The 21,623-nt window shown below is 39.2% G+C and carries 18 protein-coding genes; all 18 read left to right on the top strand.

Annotated elements, in window-relative coordinates; genetic code table 11:
• Positions 1–4: 4 nt before the first annotated feature.
• A complete protein-coding gene (gene ileS, locus CD138_RS06625) occupies positions 5–2,752 on the top strand; it encodes an isoleucine--tRNA ligase (RefSeq protein WP_019169097.1) in 2,748 nt (915 codons plus the stop codon).
• A gap of 1,779 nt (positions 2,753–4,531) precedes the next feature.
• Positions 4,532–4,993, top strand: coding sequence for a signal peptidase II (lspA, locus tag CD138_RS06620; RefSeq protein ID WP_026066762.1), 462 nt, complete (start codon positions 4,532–4,534; stop codon positions 4,991–4,993).
• A gap of 23 nt (positions 4,994–5,016) precedes the next feature.
• The gene (locus CD138_RS06615) at positions 5,017–5,934 is read left to right on the top strand and encodes an RluA family pseudouridine synthase (RefSeq protein ID WP_019167404.1); all 918 of its coding nucleotides are present in this window, start codon (positions 5,017–5,019) and stop codon (positions 5,932–5,934) included.
• 292 nt (positions 5,935–6,226) lie between these two features.
• Positions 6,227–6,751 (top strand): bifunctional pyr operon transcriptional regulator/uracil phosphoribosyltransferase PyrR, encoded by a 525-nt coding sequence (gene pyrR, locus CD138_RS06610; protein ID WP_019167403.1) that lies wholly within the window; start codon positions 6,227–6,229, stop codon positions 6,749–6,751.
• 172 nt (positions 6,752–6,923) lie between these two features.
• Positions 6,924–8,216 carry a uracil-xanthine permease family protein gene (locus tag CD138_RS06605; protein ID WP_019167402.1) on the top strand — a complete coding sequence of 431 codons (1,293 nt, stop codon included), beginning with the start codon at positions 6,924–6,926 and terminating at the stop codon, positions 8,214–8,216.
• Positions 8,217–8,237: 21 nt separating this feature from the next.
• Positions 8,238–9,116 (top strand): aspartate carbamoyltransferase catalytic subunit, encoded by an 879-nt coding sequence (locus CD138_RS06600; RefSeq protein WP_026066761.1) that lies wholly within the window; start codon positions 8,238–8,240, stop codon positions 9,114–9,116.
• Between the two features lie 12 nt (positions 9,117–9,128).
• Positions 9,129–10,403 (top strand): dihydroorotase, encoded by a 1,275-nt coding sequence (gene pyrC / locus CD138_RS06595; RefSeq protein ID WP_033193764.1) that lies wholly within the window; start codon positions 9,129–9,131, stop codon positions 10,401–10,403.
• 2 nt (positions 10,404–10,405) lie between these two features.
• Positions 10,406–11,506, top strand: a complete 1,101-nt coding sequence (locus CD138_RS06590) for a carbamoyl phosphate synthase small subunit (RefSeq protein WP_019167399.1) — start codon at positions 10,406–10,408, stop codon at positions 11,504–11,506.
• Complete coding sequence (gene carB, locus CD138_RS06585) at positions 11,499–14,672, top strand: carbamoyl-phosphate synthase large subunit (RefSeq protein ID WP_019167398.1); 3,174 nt, start codon at positions 11,499–11,501, stop codon at positions 14,670–14,672. The genes CD138_RS06590 and carB overlap by 8 nt, the downstream gene beginning before the upstream one ends.
• Positions 14,673–14,685: 13 nt before the next feature.
• Positions 14,686–15,450 (top strand): dihydroorotate dehydrogenase electron transfer subunit, encoded by a 765-nt coding sequence (locus tag CD138_RS06580; RefSeq protein WP_019167397.1) that lies wholly within the window; start codon positions 14,686–14,688, stop codon positions 15,448–15,450.
• Complete coding sequence (locus CD138_RS06575) at positions 15,447–16,373, top strand: dihydroorotate dehydrogenase (protein ID WP_019167396.1); 927 nt, start codon at positions 15,447–15,449, stop codon at positions 16,371–16,373. Before CD138_RS06580 ends, CD138_RS06575 begins: the two co-directional genes overlap by 4 nt.
• Complete coding sequence (gene pyrF, locus CD138_RS06570) at positions 16,370–17,074, top strand: orotidine-5'-phosphate decarboxylase (protein ID WP_019167395.1); 705 nt, start codon at positions 16,370–16,372, stop codon at positions 17,072–17,074. Before CD138_RS06575 ends, pyrF begins: the two co-directional genes overlap by 4 nt.
• Positions 17,062–17,670, top strand: coding sequence for an orotate phosphoribosyltransferase (gene pyrE / locus CD138_RS06565; protein ID WP_019167394.1), 609 nt, complete (start codon positions 17,062–17,064; stop codon positions 17,668–17,670). Before pyrF ends, pyrE begins: the two co-directional genes overlap by 13 nt.
• Positions 17,671–18,893: 1,223 nt before the next feature.
• Positions 18,894–19,307: a VOC family protein gene (locus tag CD138_RS06560; protein WP_019167393.1), complete on the top strand. Its 414-nt coding sequence runs from the start codon at positions 18,894–18,896 to the stop codon at positions 19,305–19,307.
• A 165-nt stretch (positions 19,308–19,472) separates the two neighbouring features.
• Positions 19,473–19,973, top strand: coding sequence for a hypothetical protein (locus tag CD138_RS06555; RefSeq protein ID WP_019167392.1), 501 nt, complete (start codon positions 19,473–19,475; stop codon positions 19,971–19,973).
• Between the two features lie 443 nt (positions 19,974–20,416).
• The gene (locus CD138_RS06550) at positions 20,417–20,683 is read left to right on the top strand and encodes a hypothetical protein (RefSeq protein WP_019167391.1); all 267 of its coding nucleotides are present in this window, start codon (positions 20,417–20,419) and stop codon (positions 20,681–20,683) included.
• A gap of 49 nt (positions 20,684–20,732) precedes the next feature.
• Complete coding sequence (locus CD138_RS06545; protein ID WP_096559777.1) at positions 20,733–21,299, top strand: adenylate cyclase; 567 nt, start codon at positions 20,733–20,735, stop codon at positions 21,297–21,299.
• A 70-nt stretch (positions 21,300–21,369) separates the two neighbouring features.
• Positions 21,370–21,623: isochorismatase family protein (locus tag CD138_RS06540; protein WP_142380752.1), on the top strand; the 254-nt coding region annotated here is incomplete at its 3' end.

Genomic DNA, 21,623 nt, shown 5'->3' with positions numbered 1-21,623 from the left:
TATAATGGAATACAAAGATACGTTACTTATGCCAAAGACAAAATTCCCAATGCGCGGAGGACTTCCGACTAAGGAACCGCAAATTCAACAAGAGTGGAAAGAGAAAGATTTATACCGCAAAATGTTAGAAAAAAATGAAGGACAACCTTCTTTTATCTTGCATGATGGTCCACCATATGCAAACGGTAGCTTACATATGGGACATGCGTTGAATAAAATTTTAAAAGACTTTATCAACCGCTACAAAACGATGCAAGGGTTTTATACACCTTATGTTCCAGGTTGGGATACGCACGGGTTACCGATTGAACAAGCGTTAACAAAAAAAGGTGTTAAGCGTAAAGAAATGACAACAGCTGAATTCCGCGATAAATGTCAAGCTTTTGCGATGGAACAAATCGACATTCAGAAAAAAGACTTCCAACGTTTAGGGGTCAATGGTGATTTCGATAATCCATACATCACATTAAAACCTGAATATGAAGCAGCACAAATTCGTTTATTTGGTGAAATGGCAGACAAAGGCTTAATTTACAAAGGGAAGAAGCCGGTTTACTGGTCACCATCAAGTGAATCATCATTAGCAGAAGCAGAAATCGAATATCACGATAAACGTTCGGCTTCGATTTATGTCGCATTTGACGTCAAAGACAGTAAAGGTATCGTTGCGGATGATGCGAAATTTATCATTTGGACAACAACACCTTGGACATTACCATCAAACGTGGCAATTACGGTACATCCTGAATTAACGTATGTTCAAATGAATGTGGATGGTACACGTTATATTATCGCTGAAGCATTAGTTGATGAAGTGGCTGAACAATTAGGTTGGGACAAAGAAGCGGTTGTTCGCGAAAAAGATTTCAAAGGTTCTGAATTAGAATATATCGAAGCACAACATCCATTTATCGATCGTATTTCACTCATCATCAATGGCGAACATGTCACAACAGATGCAGGTACAGGTTGTGTACATACAGCGCCTGGACACGGTGAAGATGACTTTATCGTTGGTCAAAAATACGGTTTAGATGTCATCAGCCCATTAGACGATAAAGGGGTCTTTACAGCTGAAGGTGGTCCATTTGAAGGCATGTTTTACGATGAAGCCAATAAAGCTGTGACAGAATTGTTAACTGAAAAAGGTGCATTACTTAAATTAAACTTTATTACGCATAGTTATCCACATGACTGGCGTACGAAAAAGCCTGTGATTTTCAGAGCGACACCACAATGGTTTGCGTCAATTTCTAAAGTGAGACAAGACATTTTAGACGCGATTGAAGATACAAAATTCAAAGTCGACTGGGGTAAAACACGTATTTACAACATGATTCGTGACCGTGGTGAATGGGTCATCTCACGTCAACGTGTATGGGGTGTGCCATTACCAGTATTCTACGCTGAAAACGGCGACATCATCATGACGAAAGAAACAGTTTACCATGTGGCAGATTTATTCGAAAAACATGGTTCTAACGTATGGTTCGAACGTGACGCGAAAGACTTATTACCAGAAGGCTTTACACATCCAGGTAGCCCGAACGGTGAATTTACGAAAGAACAAGACATCATGGACGTTTGGTTCGACTCAGGTTCATCACATCGCGGCGTACTTGAAACACGTCCAGAGTTAAGTTTCCCAGCAGATATGTATCTTGAAGGTAGTGACCAATATCGTGGTTGGTTCAACTCATCCATTACAACATCAGTTGCGACACGCGGCCGTTCACCATATAAAATGTTATTGTCACACGGTTTCGTTATGGACGGAGAAGGTAAGAAAATGAGTAAATCGTTAGGTAACGTCATCGTGCCAGATACGATTGTGAAACAAAAAGGTGCAGACATTGCACGTTTATGGGTGAGCTCAGTAGATTACCTTGCTGACGTACGTATCTCGGATGAAATTTTAAAACAAGTGGCTGATGTTTACCGTAAAATCCGTAACACTTTACGTTTCTTATTAGGTAATATCAACGACTACAACCCAGCAACAGACCGTATTGCTGAAGCGGATTTATTAGAAGTCGACCGCTACATTTTAAACCGTTTACGCGAGTTTACAGCAAGCACGTTAGATCATTATGAGTCATTTGATTATCTAGATATTTATCAAGAAGTTCAAAACTTTATCAATGTTGAATTAAGTAACTTCTATTTAGATTACGGTAAAGACATTCTTTACATTGAAGAAAAAAATGCGCATAAACGTCGCAGCATGCAAACAGTACTGTTCGAAATTTTAGTGAACATGACAAAATTACTTGCGCCAATCATTCCACATACTGCTGAAGAAGTTTGGTCGCACATCGAACAAGTTGAAGAAGAAAGTGTACATTTAACGAATATGCCTGCGAAAGAAGAAGTGGATCACGCGTTAATCGAAAAATGGAACACATTTATGGCGTTACGTGATGATGTGAACCGTGCATTAGAAGCAGCAAGAAATGAAAAAGTTATCGGTAAATCTTTAGAAGCCAAAGTGAAAATCGGTAACAGTCCTTCATTTGATACACTTGCATTTTTAGAAGGCTTCAGCGATTTACATCAATTGTTCATCGTATCTCAAGTTGAATTAGTTGAAGATGCGAAAGGTGAAGTGTATCAACACGGTACAATCGAAATCGCACAAGCTGACGGAGAGAAATGTGCACGTTGTTGGAATTATAGTGAATCATTAGGCAGTGTTGGTGAATTGGATGATTTATGTCCGCGCTGTCAAGAAGTAGTGAAAACGTTAGTATAATAGAATAGTGATTATTGAGGAAGGCAATGTTGGCGCTGAAAAGTGCTGATGTTGCCTTTTTTGCGTTTTTATGGAGAACACTTAACCCTAAGATTGCAGAACAAAGTCCTCGCGTTCCTAGGGGCTGATCCTTCAACTAACCAAGGCTTTGATTGAACTGTGACACTTATAGAAGCCTTGGTGGATTTTCCGGCTCAGCTGATCCCTCAGGAGTCTCGGACAGTTCATGCAATCTGGGGATAATTACACAATAAAATTGGCAACATTACTAAAGACAACAGGGTCATACAGCCACTATCCATTATTGGTAGGGAGAGGTAATTTGGTGGTGTAAATTCTATCTTTTTGATTCTATGGAGAAAAATTAACTCTAAGATTGCAGAACAAAGTCCTCGCGTTCCTAGGGGCTGATCCTTCAACTAACCAAGGCTTTGATTGAACTGTGACACTTATAGAAGCCTTGGTGGATTTTCCGGCTCAGCTGATCCCTCAGGAGTCTCGGACAGTTCATGCAATCTGGGGATAATCACACAATAAAATTGGCAACAATACTAAAGACAACAGGGTCATACAGCCACTATCCATTATTGGTAGGGAGAGGTAAGTTGGTCGTGTAAATTCCCTCTTTTTGATTTTATGGAGAAAAATTAACTCTAAGATTGCAGAACAAAATCCTCGCGTTCTAGAAGGTAATCCTACGACTAAATTAGTGTACATGAGATCGAAGCCGAACTGGATTTTGGGAGTAGTACAGAAATCTGATATGTAACAAAAATTTCGTCGTACTGCCCCCGCAAGAATGACTAAACTTCTCGAAAATAAACGCATTGAGAAGTCAGGCAGCTACTGGATTAAACGGTTCAGTACAAAGGTAGAAAGCGGTATTAAAGTGCAGAATTCATTCCCTTGGGAGTCGTGCACGGTTCTTACAACCTGATGTATGGTCGTTCAAAAAGAGGCAATCTCATGAAATAGAACATTGTCACTCGTATAGGAGACACTTTTTCAAATTTGGGTGAAAAACGAAGGATATATCCCCGTTTTTATTATTCAAATAGTCAATATGAAAGGGGACTATGAACTGCTAATTTTTAAAATTATTAGGAATGTTAAGAAGTGAGTGAATTTTAAATAACATCGTGGCATAAATAAATTTAAAGTTTGTACGCATCTATTTAAGGCGGTCATAATACTTGATTTGAAAATAGCGCAAAATAAAGTTGTGATGAAATATGTGTGATGATAATATACTTTAAATGTCTCTCCAATGTCATTTTATTAAACTTTAACGCTGACAACGGTGTTTGCAAGATGCTGAAGAATGATGAGACTTTATGAGATTGCCAATTTGGGCGAGACTCCTGAGGCATAGAGCCGAAGCTGAAAATCCACCAACGCGACTACAAATGTAAGGCTTCAATCAAGCGTTGGTTAGTTGAAGCGAGGCGTGATCTCGGAACGCGAGCCCAAGAAAGCAATCTATAAAGCCAAATTAAGTTGAGGCAAAGGGAGACCCAAGGAAAGTCATCGCAGTTAGTAAATAAAAGTTATCCTTAAGCAAGCTTGTCATTTTAACTACAATGTTCCAAAATAAGGCGACAATTTCCATACAACAAAAATTACAAATTACACTACTTTAATTCGTTCTTTCTAAACTGTCCAACACTGTATCACTGACAATCCTAGCATGTATTTCAAATGTAGTTATCATGAAATAATTACATAGTTAAAATATATCGTGTTATAATGTAGCAGTGACTAACAGAAAGGACAAAAAGTATGAAACAACAATATTACATCGGCCTATCTCTTTTTATCGCACTCGTTATTTTAATAGGCGATCAACTTACAAAATTTATCATTCGTACACAAATGACGATAGGTGAATCTTTCGCTGTGCTACCAAAATTTTTATATATTACTTCTCATCGCAATAATGGGGCCGCTTGGGGTATACTAAGTGGGAAGATGACATTCTTCTACATTATTACGGTGATCATTTTAGTTGCGCTCATCGTCTTTTATATTAAAGAAGCGAAACATAATATGCTGATGCAAATTGCGATCAGTCTGTTATTTTCGGGGGCATTAGGTAACTTTATTGATCGTGTCAGTAGTGGTGAAGTGGTAGACTTTATCGATACCATCATTTTCGGTTATGATTTCCCGATTTTTAATATTGCAGATGCGAGTTTGACAATAGGTGTGATCTTGTTGATGATTGTATTATTAAAAGATTAGAATCAAAAAGGTAAGGTGTCGTAATGGAAAAACATATATTTAATATTGAAGACGCAACCCATCATTTACAACGTATTGATAAAATTTTGCCTGAATTCAATTCAGAATGGTCGCGTAGTCAGCTACAAGAGTGGATTAAAGAAGGATTGATTGAGGTCAATGGTAAAGCCGTTAAGTCGAATTATAAACTTAAGTTAGGTGATCGCATCGAAATCACTGAAAAAGAAGTGGTGGAAGCAGATATTGAACCGGAAGACTTAAATTTAGATATTTACTATGAAGATGATGACGTAGCGATTGTTTATAAACCTAAAGGCATGGTCGTTCATCCATCACCAGGTCATTATACAGGGACACTCGTGAATGGTTTAATGTATCAAATCAAAAACTTGTCAGGCATCAATGGCGAAATTCGTCCAGGTATCGTGCACCGTATTGATAAAGATACGTCAGGGTTACTCATGGTCGCTAAAAATGACGTGGCGCATCGTAGTTTAGTTGAACAATTGATGGCGAAAACAGTGAAAAGAAAGTATATTGCGTTAGTTCATGGTCATATCCCACATGAATTTGGAACGATTGAGGCACCGATTGGACGAAATAAAAATGATCGTCAATCTATGGCAGTCGTTGATGACGGTAAAGAAGCTGTGACGCATTTTAATGTGATTGAAACGTTTAAAAATCATACGCTTGTTGAATGTGAGCTAGAGACTGGGCGTACGCACCAAATTCGTGTGCATATGAAGTATATTGGTTATCCACTTGTTGGAGATCCGAAATATGGTCCGAAAAAGACGCTAGAAATTGGTGGCCAAGCTTTACATGCAGGATTAATCGGTTTTGAACATCCTAAGACAGGCGAATATATCGAACGTACTGCACCGCTTCCTGCAGAATTTGAAGCTGTCATTGAACAAGTGCGTAAAGAAGAACTTTAATCCGATTAATTGTTTTTGAAAGATTTACCAGATTTACTTTGACTTTTGGTGTCAAAAACGTTACCATAAGAACAAGTAAAAAACGAATAAAAAATGAATCGTCTTTAAGAAGGAGTCCCGTGAGGCTCAAAAGACATGATATCAATCATTCAATTTAATTAACGATCATCCAGATACCGCGTAGTACGTATGAGAGACGTAATGGTACAGTTGATGAGAGTGTTAAATATAAATTGGGAAAAACTCATGTCTAATTGAAGGCATGAGTTTTTTTACGTAAGGAGTGAAATCATTGGCTGAACGTGTTGTTTTAGATGAAGCAGCTATTAAAAGAACAGTAACACGCATCGCTCATGAAATATTGGAATACAATAAGGGGACAGAAAACCTCGTATTACTCGGTATTAAGACGCGTGGTGAGTATTTAGCGCAACGCATTCAACAAAAGATTCAACAAATTGAAGAAGTGCAAGTGCCAACTGGAGCTATCGATATTACAAGTTTTAGAGATGATATCGATTCGCGCCAACAGCTGGATGTGCCTGGTTTTGATATCGACACAGATTTGAATCATCAAGTGGTCATTATCGTGGATGATGTACTTTATACAGGACGTACAGTACGCGCTTCTCTTGATGCAATTTTGTTACATGCGAGACCGAAAAAGATTGGTTTAGCGACACTCGTGGATCGTGGTCACCGAGAGTTACCGATTCGTGCAGATTTCGTCGGAAAAAATATTCCAACCTCACATGAAGAATCTGTCAATGTTTACTTAGAAGAAATAGATGATCGCAATGCGGTTGTCATCACATAATCACACCTTTTAATTCAGTACGAGAGACTGACAAAGGTACAATTTCAAACAGCATCCATGTATCCCATGCCGCTTTTTAAGGCTGGCGTCTATGTGTATCGCTACTTGAAGTTACCTCAGTCTCTTACCTTAATCGGTGAAGAGACTTTTTTTATGCGAAAGGAAGAAAACAATGGAAAATGAACAAATGTTTACGAGAACGGTTCAACCGGTACTCGATGTGAATGAAAAACCGAAAGCAGGTCAATGGGTATTTTTAAGCTTACAACATCTATTCGCGATGTTCGGGGCAACAGTACTCGTACCCTTCTTAACAGGCTTACCCGTATCATCTGCATTGCTTGCATCAGGGGTAGGGACATTACTTTATATCTTGATTACGAAAGGAAAAATTCCGGCATATCTCGGTTCAAGTTTTGCTTTTATTACGCCGATTATTACTGGTTTAAGTACAAACAGTTTAGGTGACATGCTCGTCGCGCTCTTTATGAGTGGTGTGATGTACGTCATCATCGGTATAGCGATCAAAGTGAGTGGTACAAATTGGCTCATGCATTTATTGCCACCTGTCGTTGTAGGCCCAGTCATTATGGTTATCGGTTTAAGTTTGGCACCGACTGCTGTGAACATGGCAATGTTTGAAAGTTCAGCTGAAATGAAAGGGTACAACTTAAGCTTTGTAGCAGTGGCAGGGATTACCTTACTTGTCACGCTCATCGTACAAGGATTTGCGAAAGGCTTTTTCTCGCTCATTCCAGTGTTAGTCGGTATTATCGTCGGCTACATTACAGCTATCTTGTTTGGCATTGTAGATTTCAAGCCTGTCGCAGAAGCGGCTTGGTTCCAGTTCCCAGATATTTACATTCCATTTGCAGATTATCAGCCTTCCATTCATCTCGGTTTAATCGCAGTGATGTTACCGATTGTGTTTGTAACGGTGAGTGAACATATCGGTCACCAAATGGTTATCAATAAAATCGTCGGACGCAACTTCTTCAAAGACCCAGGATTACACCGTTCCATCATTGGTGACGGGGTATCGACAATGTTCTCAAGTATTATCGGGGGACCACCAAGTACGACTTACGGTGAAAACATCGGCGTGCTTGCGATTACGAAAATTTACAGTATTTATGTCATTGGTGGCGCGGCAGTCCTTGCGATGATGCTCGGCTTTGTCGGAAAATTTACGGCACTGATTTCATCTATCCCAACACCAGTCATGGGTGGTGTGTCCATCTTATTATTCGGAACTATCGCAGCAAGTGGTTTACGTATGATAGTGGAAAGTCAAGTCAACTTTGCACAAAACCGTAACTTAGTTATTGCTTCAGTCATTCTCGTTATCGGTATCGGTAACATGATGTTGAATTTATCTGATTTAGGTGTACATCTTACAATTGAAGGCATGGCATTATCAGCAACAGCAGGGATTGTACTGAACTTAATTTTACCAAAGCGCTAATTATAGGAGGCCTTGATGATCATGCAACATCTCGTATCAATGGAACACTTATCTGTAGAAGAAATTGAAAACTTAATTCAAAAAGCGATGCAGTATAAAGCAGGTGAAGCGGTGCCGAATTTGCAAGGACGCTACATTGCGAACTTGTTTTTCGAGAATTCAACGCGTACGAAATGTAGTTTTGAAATGGCAGAGCACCGTTTGAATATGAAACAACTCAATTTTGAATCAAGTGTCTCGTCTGTACAAAAAGGAGAATCACTGTATGACACATGTCGAACATTGCAAAGTATTGGATGTGATGCGCTCGTCATTCGTCATGAACAAAACCATTACTACGAAGCATTGCTCAATATGGGCATTCCGATTATTAATGCAGGTGATGGAAGTGGTCAACATCCGACGCAAAGCTTACTCGATTTAATGACCATTTATGAAACTTTCGGGCGCTTCGAAGGGTTAAAAGTCGTCATTTGCGGCGATATTAAAAATTCACGGGTGGCACGTAGTAACTTTCATAGTCTCACAGCACTCGGCGCAAACGTGGTCTTCTCAAGTCCTGACGTGTGGAAAGACGATAGCATGGCCGCAGATTATGTCGAACTTGATGATGTGATTGACGAGGTCGACATTGTGATGCTGTTGCGCGTCCAACATGAAAGACATGATGGCAATGCACAAGGGTTTGAAAAGGCGGATTATCATCGTCAGTATGGATTGACTGAAGCACGTTATGCCAAACTTCAGGAGCATGCGATTGTGATGCACCCCGCACCCGTCAATCGAGATGTAGAAATTGCAGATGCATTAGTCGAAGCACCAAAGTCACGTATTTTTGAACAGATGTCAAACGGTGTGTACATAAGAATGGCAGTATTGGCTGAAATTTTAAAAGGTTAAGGAGCGATAATGATGAAATTAATTCAAAATGCAAAAATGTTAGAAGCAGGTACGTTGAAAAAAGTGGATGTGCTCATCGACGGTAAGAAAGTGAAACAAATTGCTGAAACGATTCAACCGACTGAAGAGATGACAGTGATTGATGCAAAAGGGCATTTTTTAGCACCAGGCTTCATTGATGTGCATGTTCATTTAAGAGAACCAGGTGGCGAATATAAAGAAACAATCGAAACAGGGACGAAAGCAGCAGCACGTGGTGGTTTTACAACAGTGTGTCCAATGCCAAACACGAAACCTGTCCCTGACTCGTTGGAACATTTAACGCAATTGAATGAATTAATTGAGAAAAATGCACAAGTACGCGTCCTACCTTATGCTTCAATTACCGTACGCCAAGCAGGTAAAGAACATGTCGATTTCAAAACGTTAGCTGAAAATGGTGCATTTGCATTTACAGATGATGGTGTCGGTGTTCAAGAAGCAGCGATGATGTATGAAGCGATGCAACAAGCAAAAGCACAAAATAAAGCGGTTGTTGCACACTGTGAAGATAACAGCTTGATTTATGGCGGCGCAATGCATGAAGGGCGTCGCAGTCAAGAACTTGGCATTCCAGGTATTCCGAATATTTGTGAATCTGTCCAAATTGCACGCGACGTGTTACTCAGTGAAGCAACAGGGTGCCATTATCATGTGTGCCACGTGTCGACAAAAGAAAGTGTGCGTGTGATCCGTGATGCGAAAAAAGCAGGTATTCCGGTAACAGCTGAAGTGACACCGCACCATTTATTACTGACAGAAGATGACGTACCTGGTGACAATGCAATTTATAAAATGAATCCACCGCTTAGAAGTCAAGAAGATAGAGCGGCGTTATTAGAAGGCTTACTTGACGGAACGATTGACTGTATTGCAACAGATCATGCGCCACATGCAGCAGATGAAAAAGCACAACCGATGACACGTGCACCATTCGGTATTGTTGGTAGTGAGACAGCTTTCCCATTACTTTACACACACTTTGTTAAAAACGGGGATTGGTCATTACAACAATTGGTCGATTACTTAACAACGAAGCCGGCTGACGTATTCCAACTCCCATATGGCAAGTTAGAAGAAGGAGGTCTTGCGGATTTAACATTGATCAATTTAGAGGATGAATATGAAATTAAAGCAGAAGATTTCTTATCAAAAGCATCTAACACACCGTTCTTAGGTGAAAAAGTATACGGTAATCCAATTTTAACGATGGTTGAAGGCGACATTCGTTACGAGGAGGCAAAATAAACATGTTTGAGAAACGTTACCTTGTTTTAGAAGATGGTTCACATTATACAGGTTTTAAGTTAGGGGCCGACAAACTGACACGTGGAGAAATTGTGTTTAACACAGCGATGACAGGTTATCAAGAAACGATTTCAGACCCGTCATACACAGGACAAATTATTACATTTACGTATCCATTAATTGGAAATTACGGTATTAATCACGACGACTTTGAATCACTGACACCGAGTTTGAATGGGGTGGTCGTGAAAGAAGCTTGCACAATGCCGAGTAATTTTAGAGCACAAAAATCATTTGATGACGTCCTGAAAGAATATGATATCCCAGGCATTAGCGGTGTCGATACACGTAGCATTACGAAAAAGATTCGTCAACATGGTGTGCTCAAAGCAGCATTTGTCGATGATCCATCTGAAATTGAAACAACCGTGACAGCACTCAAAACAACAGAATTTCCTAGAACTGAAGTACCAACAGTGTCTACAAAAACACCTTACGTTTCAACAGGGTTTGATTTACGTGTAGTACTTGTGGACTTCGGTAAAAAACAAAATATCGTTCGTGAATTGAATGCACGAGGCTGTGAGGTAACGGTCGTTCCCTACGACACTTCTGCCGAAACGATTATTAAAATGGCGCCAGATGGTGTGATGTTATCGAACGGCCCTGGTGATCCGGATGATGTGACAGTTGCGCTTGATATGATTAACGGTATTTTAGGTCGCATTCCGTTTTTCGGTATTTGCCTAGGTCACCAACTGTTCGCGCTCAGTCAAGGGGCGAAATCATTCAAGATGAAATTTGGACATCGTGGTGCCAACCATCCTGTTAAAGACTTAGCAACAGGGAAAATTGCGCTAACAAGTCAAAACCACGGATACGCGATCGATGCAGATTCGGTTGCACAAACCGGTTTAGAAATTACGCACATCGCTTTAAATGACGGCACTGTTGAAGGCTTAAAACATCGTACGTTACCGGCCTTTTCAGTGCAATACCATCCAGAAGCTTGTCCAGGTCCAACAGATTCAAATTACTTATTTGACGAATTTGTAGAAATGATGCAACAAAATAAGCAAAAGGAGCGCGTTACACATGCCTAAAAGAAATGATATTCAAACGATTTTAGTGATTGGCTCAGGTCCTATCATCATCGGTCAAGCAGCAGAATTTGACTACGCAGGGACACAAGCATGTCTCGCACTAAAAGAAGAAGGTTACCGTGTCATTTTGGTTAACTCTAACCCTGCAACGATTATGACGGATAAAGAAATTGCTGACAAAGTATACATCGAACCGCTCACGCATGATTTTATTGCACGCATTATCCGTAAAGAGCAACCGGATGCGCTTTTACCGACGCTCGGTGGACAAACAGGGCTCAACATGGCGATTGAACTCCATAACAGTGGTGTCTTAGCTGAAAACAATGTGACACTCCTCGGTACGAAACTTTCGTCGATTGAACAAGCAGAAGACCGTGAATTGTTCCGTACATTAATGAACGACTTGAATGTACCAGTCCCTGAAAGTGATATCGTCAATACACTTGAACAAGCATTTGCCTTTAAGGAAGAGGTAGGCTATCCGTTAATCGTACGTCCAGCTTTTACAATGGGTGGAACCGGTGGCGGTATTTGTCATAACGATGAAGAGCTCCGTGAAGTTGTATCAAATGGGTTGAAATACAGTCCTGCTACACAATGTTTAATTGAAAAATCAATTGCAGGCTTTAAAGAAATTGAATATGAAGTGATGCGTGATAAAAACGATAACGCAATTGTTGTTTGTAACATGGAAAATATTGACCCAGTTGGTATTCATACAGGTGACTCAGTCGTTGTGGCGCCAAGTCAAACGCTCTCTGACGTGGAATATCAAATGTTACGTGATGTGTCATTAAAAGTGATTCGTGCCCTAGAAATCGAAGGAGGCTGTAACGTGCAACTGGCATTAGATCCACATTCGATGCAGTTTTACATTATCGAAGTGAATCCACGTGTCTCTCGTTCATCGGCACTCGCTTCAAAAGCAACAGGGTATCCGATTGCGAAACTTGCGGCGAAAATTGCGGTAGGTCTCACGTTAGACGAAATGAAAAACCCAGTGACAGGGACATCTTATGCGGCATTCGAACCAAGCTTAGACTATATCGTTTCGAAAATTCCACGCTTCCCATTTGATAAGTTCGAAAAAGGTGAACGTGAACTCGGTACACAAATGAAAGCGACAGGAGAAGTGATGTCGATTGGCCGTACGTACGAAGAATCTCTGTTGAAAGCGATTCGCTCATTAGAATATGGCGTACATCATCTCGGCTTGCCAAATGGTGAATCATTCGACTTAGACTACATCAAGTCACGTATTCAAGCACAAGATGACGAACGACTTTTCTTCATTGGAGAAGCGATTCGTCGTGGCACAACGCTTGAAGAGTTACATGAAATGACGAAAATCGATTACTTCTTCTTAAACAAATTCAAAAATATTATCGATATGGAGCATGCGTTAAAGGCACATCCAGGAGACATTGATTACTTAAGATTTGCGAAACGTTTCGGCTTTAGTGACCGCGTGATTGCGCATCGCTTCGGAATGACAGAAGCAGAAGTATACGATTTACGTCAACAGCACAACATTTGTCCAGTGTATAAAATGGTCGATACGTGTGCAGCTGAATTCGAATCAACAACACCTTATTTTTATGGCACGTATGAAGAAGAAAATGAATCACTCGTGACTGAAAAAGAGAAAATTATCGTGCTCGGTTCAGGACCTATTCGTATCGGTCAAGGGGTAGAGTTCGACTATGCGACTGTCCATGCCGTATGGGCGATTCAAAATGCCGGTTATGAAGCGATCATTATTAACAACAATCCTGAAACTGTATCGACAGACTTCTCAATTTCAGACAAGTTGTATTTCGAGCCACTGACTGAAGAAGATGTGATGAATATCATCAACCTTGAACAACCTAAAGGCGTCGTCGTGCAATTTGGAGGTCAAACGGCCATCAACTTAGCAGACAAATTAGCGAAATATGGCGTGAAAATTTTAGGGACATCACTTGAAGATTTAAACCGTGCTGAAGACCGTAAAGAATTTGAAGCATTACTGAACAAAATCGACGTGCTTCAGCCAAAAGGGAAAACAGCGACATCTGCTCAAGAAGCACTCGACAATGCACGTGATATCGGTTATCCCGTCGTTGTGCGCCCATCATACGTTCTTGGTGGCCGTGCGATGGAAATTGTGTATAACGATGCGGAACTTGAAAACTACATGAATGAAGCGGTGAAGGTGAGTCCAGAACATCCTGTATTAGTGGACCGTTACTTAACAGGTAAAGAAATTGAAGTGGATGCGATTTGTGACGGTGAAACAGTGATTATTCCAGGTATTATGGAACATATCGAGCGTGCGGGTGTCCATTCAGGTGACTCGATCGCAGTGTATCCGCCACAAACGTTGAGCCAAGACGTTATTGATACGTTGGAAGCTTATACGATCAAATTAGCAAAAGGACTCAACGTCATCGGTTTGATCAACATTCAATTCGTTCTCGCACATGATGGGGTTTATGTGCTAGAAGTGAATCCAAGAGCAAGTCGTACGGTGCCGTTTTTAAGTAAAATTACTGAAATTCAAATGGCACAACTCGCCATGCAAGCGATCATGGGTCAAAAACTAACTGAACTTGGTTATCAACCTGGTATCCAACCATACAAAGAAGGGGTATTTGTTAAAGCACCGGTATTCAGCTTTAATAAATTGAAAAATGTCGACATCACACTTGGACCTGAAATGAAGTCAACAGGAGAAGTCATGGGTCGCGATATTACACTCGAAAAGGCGCTATACAAAGGGTTAACAGCAGCAGGGATGGAAGTAAAAGATTACGGAACAGCACTCATCACGGTAAGCGATAAAGATAAAGACGAAATGGTCAAGATCGCGAAACGGTTAAGTGAAGTCGGCTATAAAATTGTAGCAACAGCAGGAACAGCCGCGACATTAAAAGACAATGGCATCAATGTTGAAACAGTAGAAAAAATTGGCGGTCATGATGATTTAATTACAAAAATTCAAGACGGTTCGGTTCAACTTGTGATTAACACGATGACAAAAGGTAAAACGATTGAACGTGACGGGTTCCAAATTCGTCGCGCATCCGTTGAAAATGGGGTCCCTTGTCTCACTTCACTTGATACAGCGAACGCATTAACAAATGTCATTGAGAGCATGACTTTTTCAATGAGAAATATGTAGGAGGGCAAAAGCGGTGGAAAAATTAACGGTGGTTTCAAATGCACCTATTGCAGAGCGCATTTATGAATTAACAGTCAAAGGGCCGGTTGTTGAAAAACTTCAGCAACCTGGTCAGTTCGTGCATATTAAAGCAGGAGAAGGCTCATTACACATGTTGCGTCGTCCGATTTCAATTTGCAATATCGATCACGCACAGCAACAATTCACCATGTTATTTCGTGCAGAAGGAGAAGGTACAAAGCGCATTGCTGCCTTGAATGAAGGGGACGAAATTGATATTTTGGCACCACTCGGTAATGGTTTTCCAGTAAATAAAGCAAAGAAAAAAGCTTTACTTGTCGGAGGAGGCATTGGTGTTCCGCCGCTTTATGAACTTTCGAAACAACTCAATGAACGCGGTATCGAAACTGTACACGTGCTTGGTTTTCGCTCAGCACAAGACGTGTTTTATCAACAACAATTTGAAGCATTAGGTGAAACACACATTGTGACAGAAGACGGTTCGTTAGGTGCACAAGGATTTGTTACAACAGTCATTGATGCACTGCCGGTTGATTACGATATTTTCTACACATGTGGACCGCTGCCAATGTTGAAAGCTTTAACACAGTTAGAAACGTTGAAAGATGTACCGGGCTATATTTCTTTAGAAGAGCGTATGGGTTGCGGTGTGGGTGCGTGTTTTGCCTGTGTTTGCCACGTACCAGAGAGCCCGACAGATTATGTCAAAGTTTGTACAGATGGACCAGTTTTTGAAAGAGGAGCGGTGGTACTATGAATCGTTTAGCAGTGGAAATGCCAGGATTATCGTTAAAAAATCCGATTATGCCGGCAAGTGGTTGTTTCGCTTTCGGTGCAGAATACGGCCAGTTTTATGACTTGTCAGAGCTCGGTGCGATCATGATTAAAGCCGCAACGAAAGAAGCACGCTTTGGCAATGAAACGCCACGTGTTGCTGAAACAGATAGCGGGATGCTCAATGCGATTGGACTGCAAAACCCAGGTGTTCATCACATTATTGACCATGAACTGAAAGCATTGGCACAACATGATGTCCCAATTATTGCCAATGTCGCAGGATCAATGGAAGAGGACTATGTATATGTGGCTGAACATATTTCAAAAGCACCGAACGTGAAAGCATTAGAGCTTAATATCTCATGTCCGAACGTGAAAGAAGGCGGTATGCAGTTCGGTGTAGACCCGACCATCGCCTCAGAACTCACACGCAAAGTTAAAGCAGTATCATCAGTTCCGGTTTATGTGAAATTGTCGCCTAATGTGACCAACATAGTCGAAATGGCGGAAGCAATCGCACAATATGCAGACGGTTTAACGATGATTAATACACTCGTCGGTATGAGAATTGATCCACGTACTGGTCGTCCGATTATTCATAACGTGACAGGGGGATTAAGTGGCCCTGCAATTAAGCCTGTCGCATTAAGAATGGTGCATGATGTGCGCAAAACTTTACCCGATATTCCAATTATCGCAATGGGTGGTGTCCAAAACGCACAAGATGTCATTGATTACGTATCGGTCGGTGCAGATGCAGTAGCAGTCGGAACCGCTAACTTCCAAAATCCAATGGTATGTAAAGAGATTATTGACACCTTACCTGAATATTTAGATGCATTAAATGTGCAACATATTTCAGAACTTAAAGGACGTACGTTGAAAGGGTTGTATCAATTATGAGACAAGATCCGATTATCGCCTTAGATTTTGCCACAGAAGCAGAAGTGATGTCGTTTTTAGCACAATTTGATGAACCGTTATTCGTCAAAATTGGCATGGAACTGTTTTATCAGACGGGTCCTGCACTCATCGATCAAATTAAAGCACTCGGTCATGACATCTTTTTAGACTTAAAATTGCACGACATTCCGAATACGGTCGGTAAAGCAATGGAAGGGCTCGCGAAACTGAACGTGGACCTCGTCAATGTTCATGCAGCGGGTGGTACAGTCATGATGCAACGTGCAGTGGAAGGGTTACGACGACATAATAAAGACATTAAAATCATCGCTGTCACACAATTGACCTCCACATCTGAACAACAATTGCATGATGAGCAAAACATCCAAACATCAATGGAAAAGGCTGTATTAAACTATGCACAACTTGCAAAACAAGCCGGCTTAGATGGTGTCGTATGTTCGCCGTTAGAAACTGCCATGATTCGTGAACATTGTGGTGCAGATTTCTTAAAAGTCACACCAGGCATTCGTCCAGCAAACAGTGCGAAAGACGATCAACAACGTATCACGACACCCGAGCAAGCACGTCAACTCGGTTCGACACATATCGTTGTAGGTCGTCCGATTACACAAAGCGACCATCCAGTACAAAGTTATCATCAAATTAAAGAAAGTTGGTTAAATGCATGTCAAAATTAATCGCTAAATCATTATTAGATATTGAAGCTGTCTCATTATCACCGAATGAGATGTTTACGTGGAGTTCAGGCATTCAATCACCTATTTATTGTGATAACCGTGTCACACTCGGCTATCCGGAAGTACGTACAGCCATTCGTGACGGCTTAATCGAACTGATTCAACAACATTTTGCTGAAGTAGAAATCGTGTCAGGCACAGCAACTGCCGGCATTCCACACGCGGCTTACATTTCAGACAAAATGAACTTACCGATGAACTATGTTCGCTCGAAAAGTAAAAGTCACGGCAAACAAAATCAAATCGAAGGCGCGCGCAGTGAAGGTAAAAAAGTTGTGGTTATTGAAGACTTGATTTCAACAGGGGGCTCTTCAATTACAGCTGTTGAAGCATTACAAGAAGCGGGTGCAGAAGTGTTAGGCGTCGTTGCTATTTTTACTTACGGTTTAAATAAAGCTGATGAGACGTTTAAAGCTGCAGGTGTCCCTTTCTATACTTTAAGTCACTATGACGAATTGATCGAAGTGGCACGTGAAGAAGGTAAAATATCAGAGGCAGACATTCAAACATTAGTCGAATGGCGTAATCAATTATAAGCACAACAAGAAGCTGTTATACATTTCATTAAAAAGTAGATCTTGTTTGTTCAATGGTATTATGCTGATTGCTATCATGAGCTCGCGTTCCCAGGGGACTTGCCTCAACTAAATTTGGCTTGATTTTAGTGTACACTTGATGGAGCCAAATTGGATTTTCGGCTGCGTCTGATCCCTCGGGAGTCTCGCTCTGATTCGCAATCCAACAGGTTATCGTTCTTAAGTGTGAAATGAACAGTTTGCAATCTTGTTATTATTTGCATTGAAACACCTCAAGACAAGTGCTAATTATTGTTAATCACATATTCATCTTAATAGTAGTGTGTGTTTAAAAATATATGACATGATTTTAGGATTGATTACAAATATTTTTAAGTAAATATTGGAAGAGGGCCTGGGACATTAAGTTTTCCCAGGCCCTATCCTTTTATGGACATATAACGATTAATGATGTTAAAACAGTCAAAAATAAAGATGAATTGTACATAAAAGTTAAGGTATCTTCATTTTCGAAACTTGCCCTATGTGACTGCATTTGATGTGAGATTGGCTAGAAGGCTGACATCCTGAGGGATATAGTTAAAAACAATATGTCGTGTTTTAACTTTGATAGCGGCTACTGTTTCACGCAGTGGCTGTCTGACTTCTCAATACGCATGCTTTTGAGAAGTCTCGTCAGCCTTGCGGGGGCAGTACGACGAAATCTTTGTTGCACATGAGATTTCTGTACTGCTCCCAAAATCCAATTCGGCTTCAATTCGGGCGAACTTCAATCAAGCCGAATTGAGTTGAAGGGACAGAACAGCCCCAGGAACGCAAGCCTATGATAGCAATTGGCAACAAGATTAATTATGTGGGGAATTACTCATTGAAATGTTACTAAGACCCATTGGCTGAGAAGAAAATGATTCAATAATACGCCATTTTAGTTAAGTGTTAGTCATGTCATTTAAGCCAATGAACGGATTATTTTAAATACCAGCGTAAAAAGAGCCAACCGCCAACTAAGATCAATAGAAAAACTAAAAGAGGAATTAATAAATTGATACTAATCATAAAATAACCTCCAAAAATGATTTAACACTATTGTAACCGGTTATAATATAGAGTGAAAGCAAAAAACAAAAGAGAATCAAATAGAGACAGAAATAAAATTGCCACAGTATAACAAAACAACATCGTGTATTGTGAACGTATCTCTTAACATTTGAGGAGGATAGGTTATGAAAATACCTAAAATTACAACGTTTTTAATGTTTAATGGTGAAGCTGAAGAAGCCATCAAACGTTATACGTCATTATTTGAAGACAGCGACATCATCACAATGGTGAAATACGATGACACGATTCCAGAACAAGCAGGTAAAGTGCAACATTCTATTTTTACATTGAACGGTCAAGTCTTTATGGCCATCGATAATATGAATGGCACAGAGATTGAAATGAACCCAGCGATGTCATTGTATGTCACAGTGAAAGATCAATTTGAAATGGATACATTATACAATGGTTTAAAGGATGGTGGCGCGATTTTAATGCCAAAAACAGCAATGCCACCGCAATATCGTGAATTTGCGTGGGTTCAAGATAAATATGGCGTAAACTTCCAACTTGCCTTACCTGAATCAAAGAAATAACAATAAAATAAACTGAGAAAAAATCCGAGGCTTTCGTTACATATGGCGAAAAGTCTCGGATTTTTTGTATCATATAGTCAATTATTGTTGGTAATATGCTGGCCACTTGTTGTGTTGATTGGATATAGCGTACATACAATATGAGAAACGGTGGAGAGATTTAAATTGGATATCAAAAAATGGCCTTTATACTATGATTTTTATAAAAAAAGGTCATCTACTCGATGGGCACTTAACTTACTTATCGCAGTTCTGTTTGGTATGTTGTCTGGTCAGTTATTTTCACAAGCATTATCTGATGAAAAATCTTTATCTTTTGAAGGTGTTGATCAGCATAGCGCACTCATCATCAATCGAACTATTTTCTCTATTACAGTAGGATTTACTGTTCTATTTTCTATGTTATTTTTCTTTATTTTGTCTTTGGTAGTCGCTAAAATATTGAAAACCAAACCGAGCGCTAAAAGTTTATTTTCCGGAGCAGTATTACTCGTATTGGTCATAAATGTTGTCACTTTAATCGTCGCTATCATTCAATTTTTATTTGGATTAAACCCGGAAGACTATAATATTTTAAGTTTAAACGTATTTAATGCAGGCAATCAAATTTTAGCTGCGTTTGATTTAAAACTTACCCTTCAAAGCTATTTATTCATGTTGCTATGACATGCAACAGGTAAGTTATCACTCAAGCGGTCTGCTATGATTTCAACATTGTTTTTAATTTTAATATTTCTATTCAATATCATCGGAGCATTATTTTAAGTTCAATCATATGATGATAATTCATTTATTTATTGTTTGCCAGTTTATCAAAATGGATAGTCAAAATTTTCATGCGAAAAAAATAAGGAGTTGTGTTGAGTATATTAGATTTTATAAAAGCAAAAGAAGATTTTGTTCGTACACCATTGAACAGTATTAGAATAAAAATTATAGATAGCTGTAACTGGAACAGTTGGTGGTGTCACAATGAAGGAACCGGTAATAGCAAATCAGAAGCTTATACAAAATGTTGGCTTTTTAGATAAAATATTTTTCTCGGATTTTCTTGAAGTTACTAAAGAATTAAATATTTCTGAGATTCACTTGACAGGGGGCAAGCTAGTTTGCATACTAAAGTTGACTTTATATTCAGAAAATTTAAGAAAAATGGATTTATCGTCAAAATGACTTCTATTTGTTGTAATAAACGCGTCATTGACAAAATAATCGAATCAGGAATTGATGGCATAAATTTCAGTTTACATGCGATAGATAAAGATGAAATGTATGGAACACAAGTTGATCGTTCTGAACGATGGATAGAGCAAAATCATAAAAAATTGATGGAGTTGATAGCGTGTGTATGTTCTAGAGGTGTAAATGTTAAATAAATACTGTCGTAGCTTCATTTGCTTTTAATGAGTTGAAAGGAGAAATTTAATGAAAGAATTAGAAGTTAGGTTTTCAATTGCTGATAAAGATAATTATCTTAAAGTGATTGAATTTTTAGATCAAAATTATAAATTTAAATCAAAGAATAGACAAATAGATAAGTATTATAAAGCGCGTGGAAAAGAAACTGAAGAAGATGTTAAGGGGAGCTTTATTTATCGATTTCGTCAAGAAAATGATTCTACATCAGGTATTTTTACTAGGAAAGATACAGTGAAACCAGGTTTCTGGACGGAAGATGAGATTTTATTAGAATCGCAACAAATGGATTTTGTAAAAAATATTCTAGATGCTGGTTTCTCTAATATCATGACTATTGACAAAGATAGAAAATCATATACTAATCTTGAAGAAACCAGAACTGTAAACGCTGACGTAGTTGGAGAGCTTGGATATTATATTGAAGTTGAAATCTTAGGCGACTTTTCTGAAGATGATTACGATTCCTTTGTAAAAGAAACAGAGACAGAGTTTGGATTTATCAATTCAAAAATTGAAACAAAAGGTTATGTACAATTAATGAGAGAAAAAAATGAACGTACAAGAGATAATTGATCCATACTGTAATAAATATTTTAAAGGAATTTATTAATATGACATTTTAAAAATTGGGGGTGTATAGCATATGAATAAAGCTTTAGTAGTTTTGGATTTGCAAAAAGGGTTTGTAGAACAAGGTAATTTTCAAGAAAGGATTGATAGAATAGAAAAAATGATTTCTCATTTTGAAGAAAATAAGAATGAAGTAATATTTTTTAAACATATTGATTACGATATTGAAAATAGTCCTTTATTTTTTAAAAATAAAGATAATATTGAGATAATAGTAGATACAAATAATAGTAAAGTATTTGAAAAAAGTGAGCCTAGTGCTTTTAC

The sequence above is a fragment of the Staphylococcus intermedius NCTC 11048 genome (genome assembly GCF_002902385.1).
GTDB lineage: Bacteria > Bacillota > Bacilli > Staphylococcales > Staphylococcaceae > Staphylococcus > Staphylococcus intermedius.
This window is presented reverse-complemented; position numbering and strand designations above follow the sequence as displayed.

Bases quoted from the DNA above. Each gene is read 5' to 3' on its own strand.
- ileS (WP_019169097.1), top strand. From the start codon at position 5: ATGGAATACAAAGATACGTTACTTATGCCAAAGACAAAATTCCCAATG.
- lspA (WP_026066762.1), top strand. From the start codon at position 4,532: ATGAAACAACAATATTACATCGGCCTATCTCTTTTTATCGCACTCGTT.
- CD138_RS06615 (WP_019167404.1), top strand. From the start codon at position 5,017: ATGGAAAAACATATATTTAATATTGAAGACGCAACCCATCATTTACAA.
- CD138_RS06605 (WP_019167402.1), top strand. From the start codon at position 6,924: ATGGAAAATGAACAAATGTTTACGAGAACGGTTCAACCGGTACTCGAT.
- CD138_RS06600 (WP_026066761.1), top strand. From the start codon at position 8,238: ATGCAACATCTCGTATCAATGGAACACTTATCTGTAGAAGAAATTGAA.
- pyrC (WP_033193764.1), top strand. From the start codon at position 9,129: ATGAAATTAATTCAAAATGCAAAAATGTTAGAAGCAGGTACGTTGAAA.
- CD138_RS06590 (WP_019167399.1), top strand. From the start codon at position 10,406: ATGTTTGAGAAACGTTACCTTGTTTTAGAAGATGGTTCACATTATACA.
- carB (WP_019167398.1), top strand. From the start codon at position 11,499: ATGCCTAAAAGAAATGATATTCAAACGATTTTAGTGATTGGCTCAGGT.
- CD138_RS06575 (WP_019167396.1), top strand. From the start codon at position 15,447: ATGAATCGTTTAGCAGTGGAAATGCCAGGATTATCGTTAAAAAATCCG.
- pyrF (WP_019167395.1), top strand. From the start codon at position 16,370: ATGAGACAAGATCCGATTATCGCCTTAGATTTTGCCACAGAAGCAGAA.
- pyrE (WP_019167394.1), top strand. From the start codon at position 17,062: ATGTCAAAATTAATCGCTAAATCATTATTAGATATTGAAGCTGTCTCA.
- CD138_RS06560 (WP_019167393.1), top strand. From the start codon at position 18,894: ATGAAAATACCTAAAATTACAACGTTTTTAATGTTTAATGGTGAAGCT.
- CD138_RS06545 (WP_096559777.1), top strand. From the start codon at position 20,733: ATGAAAGAATTAGAAGTTAGGTTTTCAATTGCTGATAAAGATAATTAT.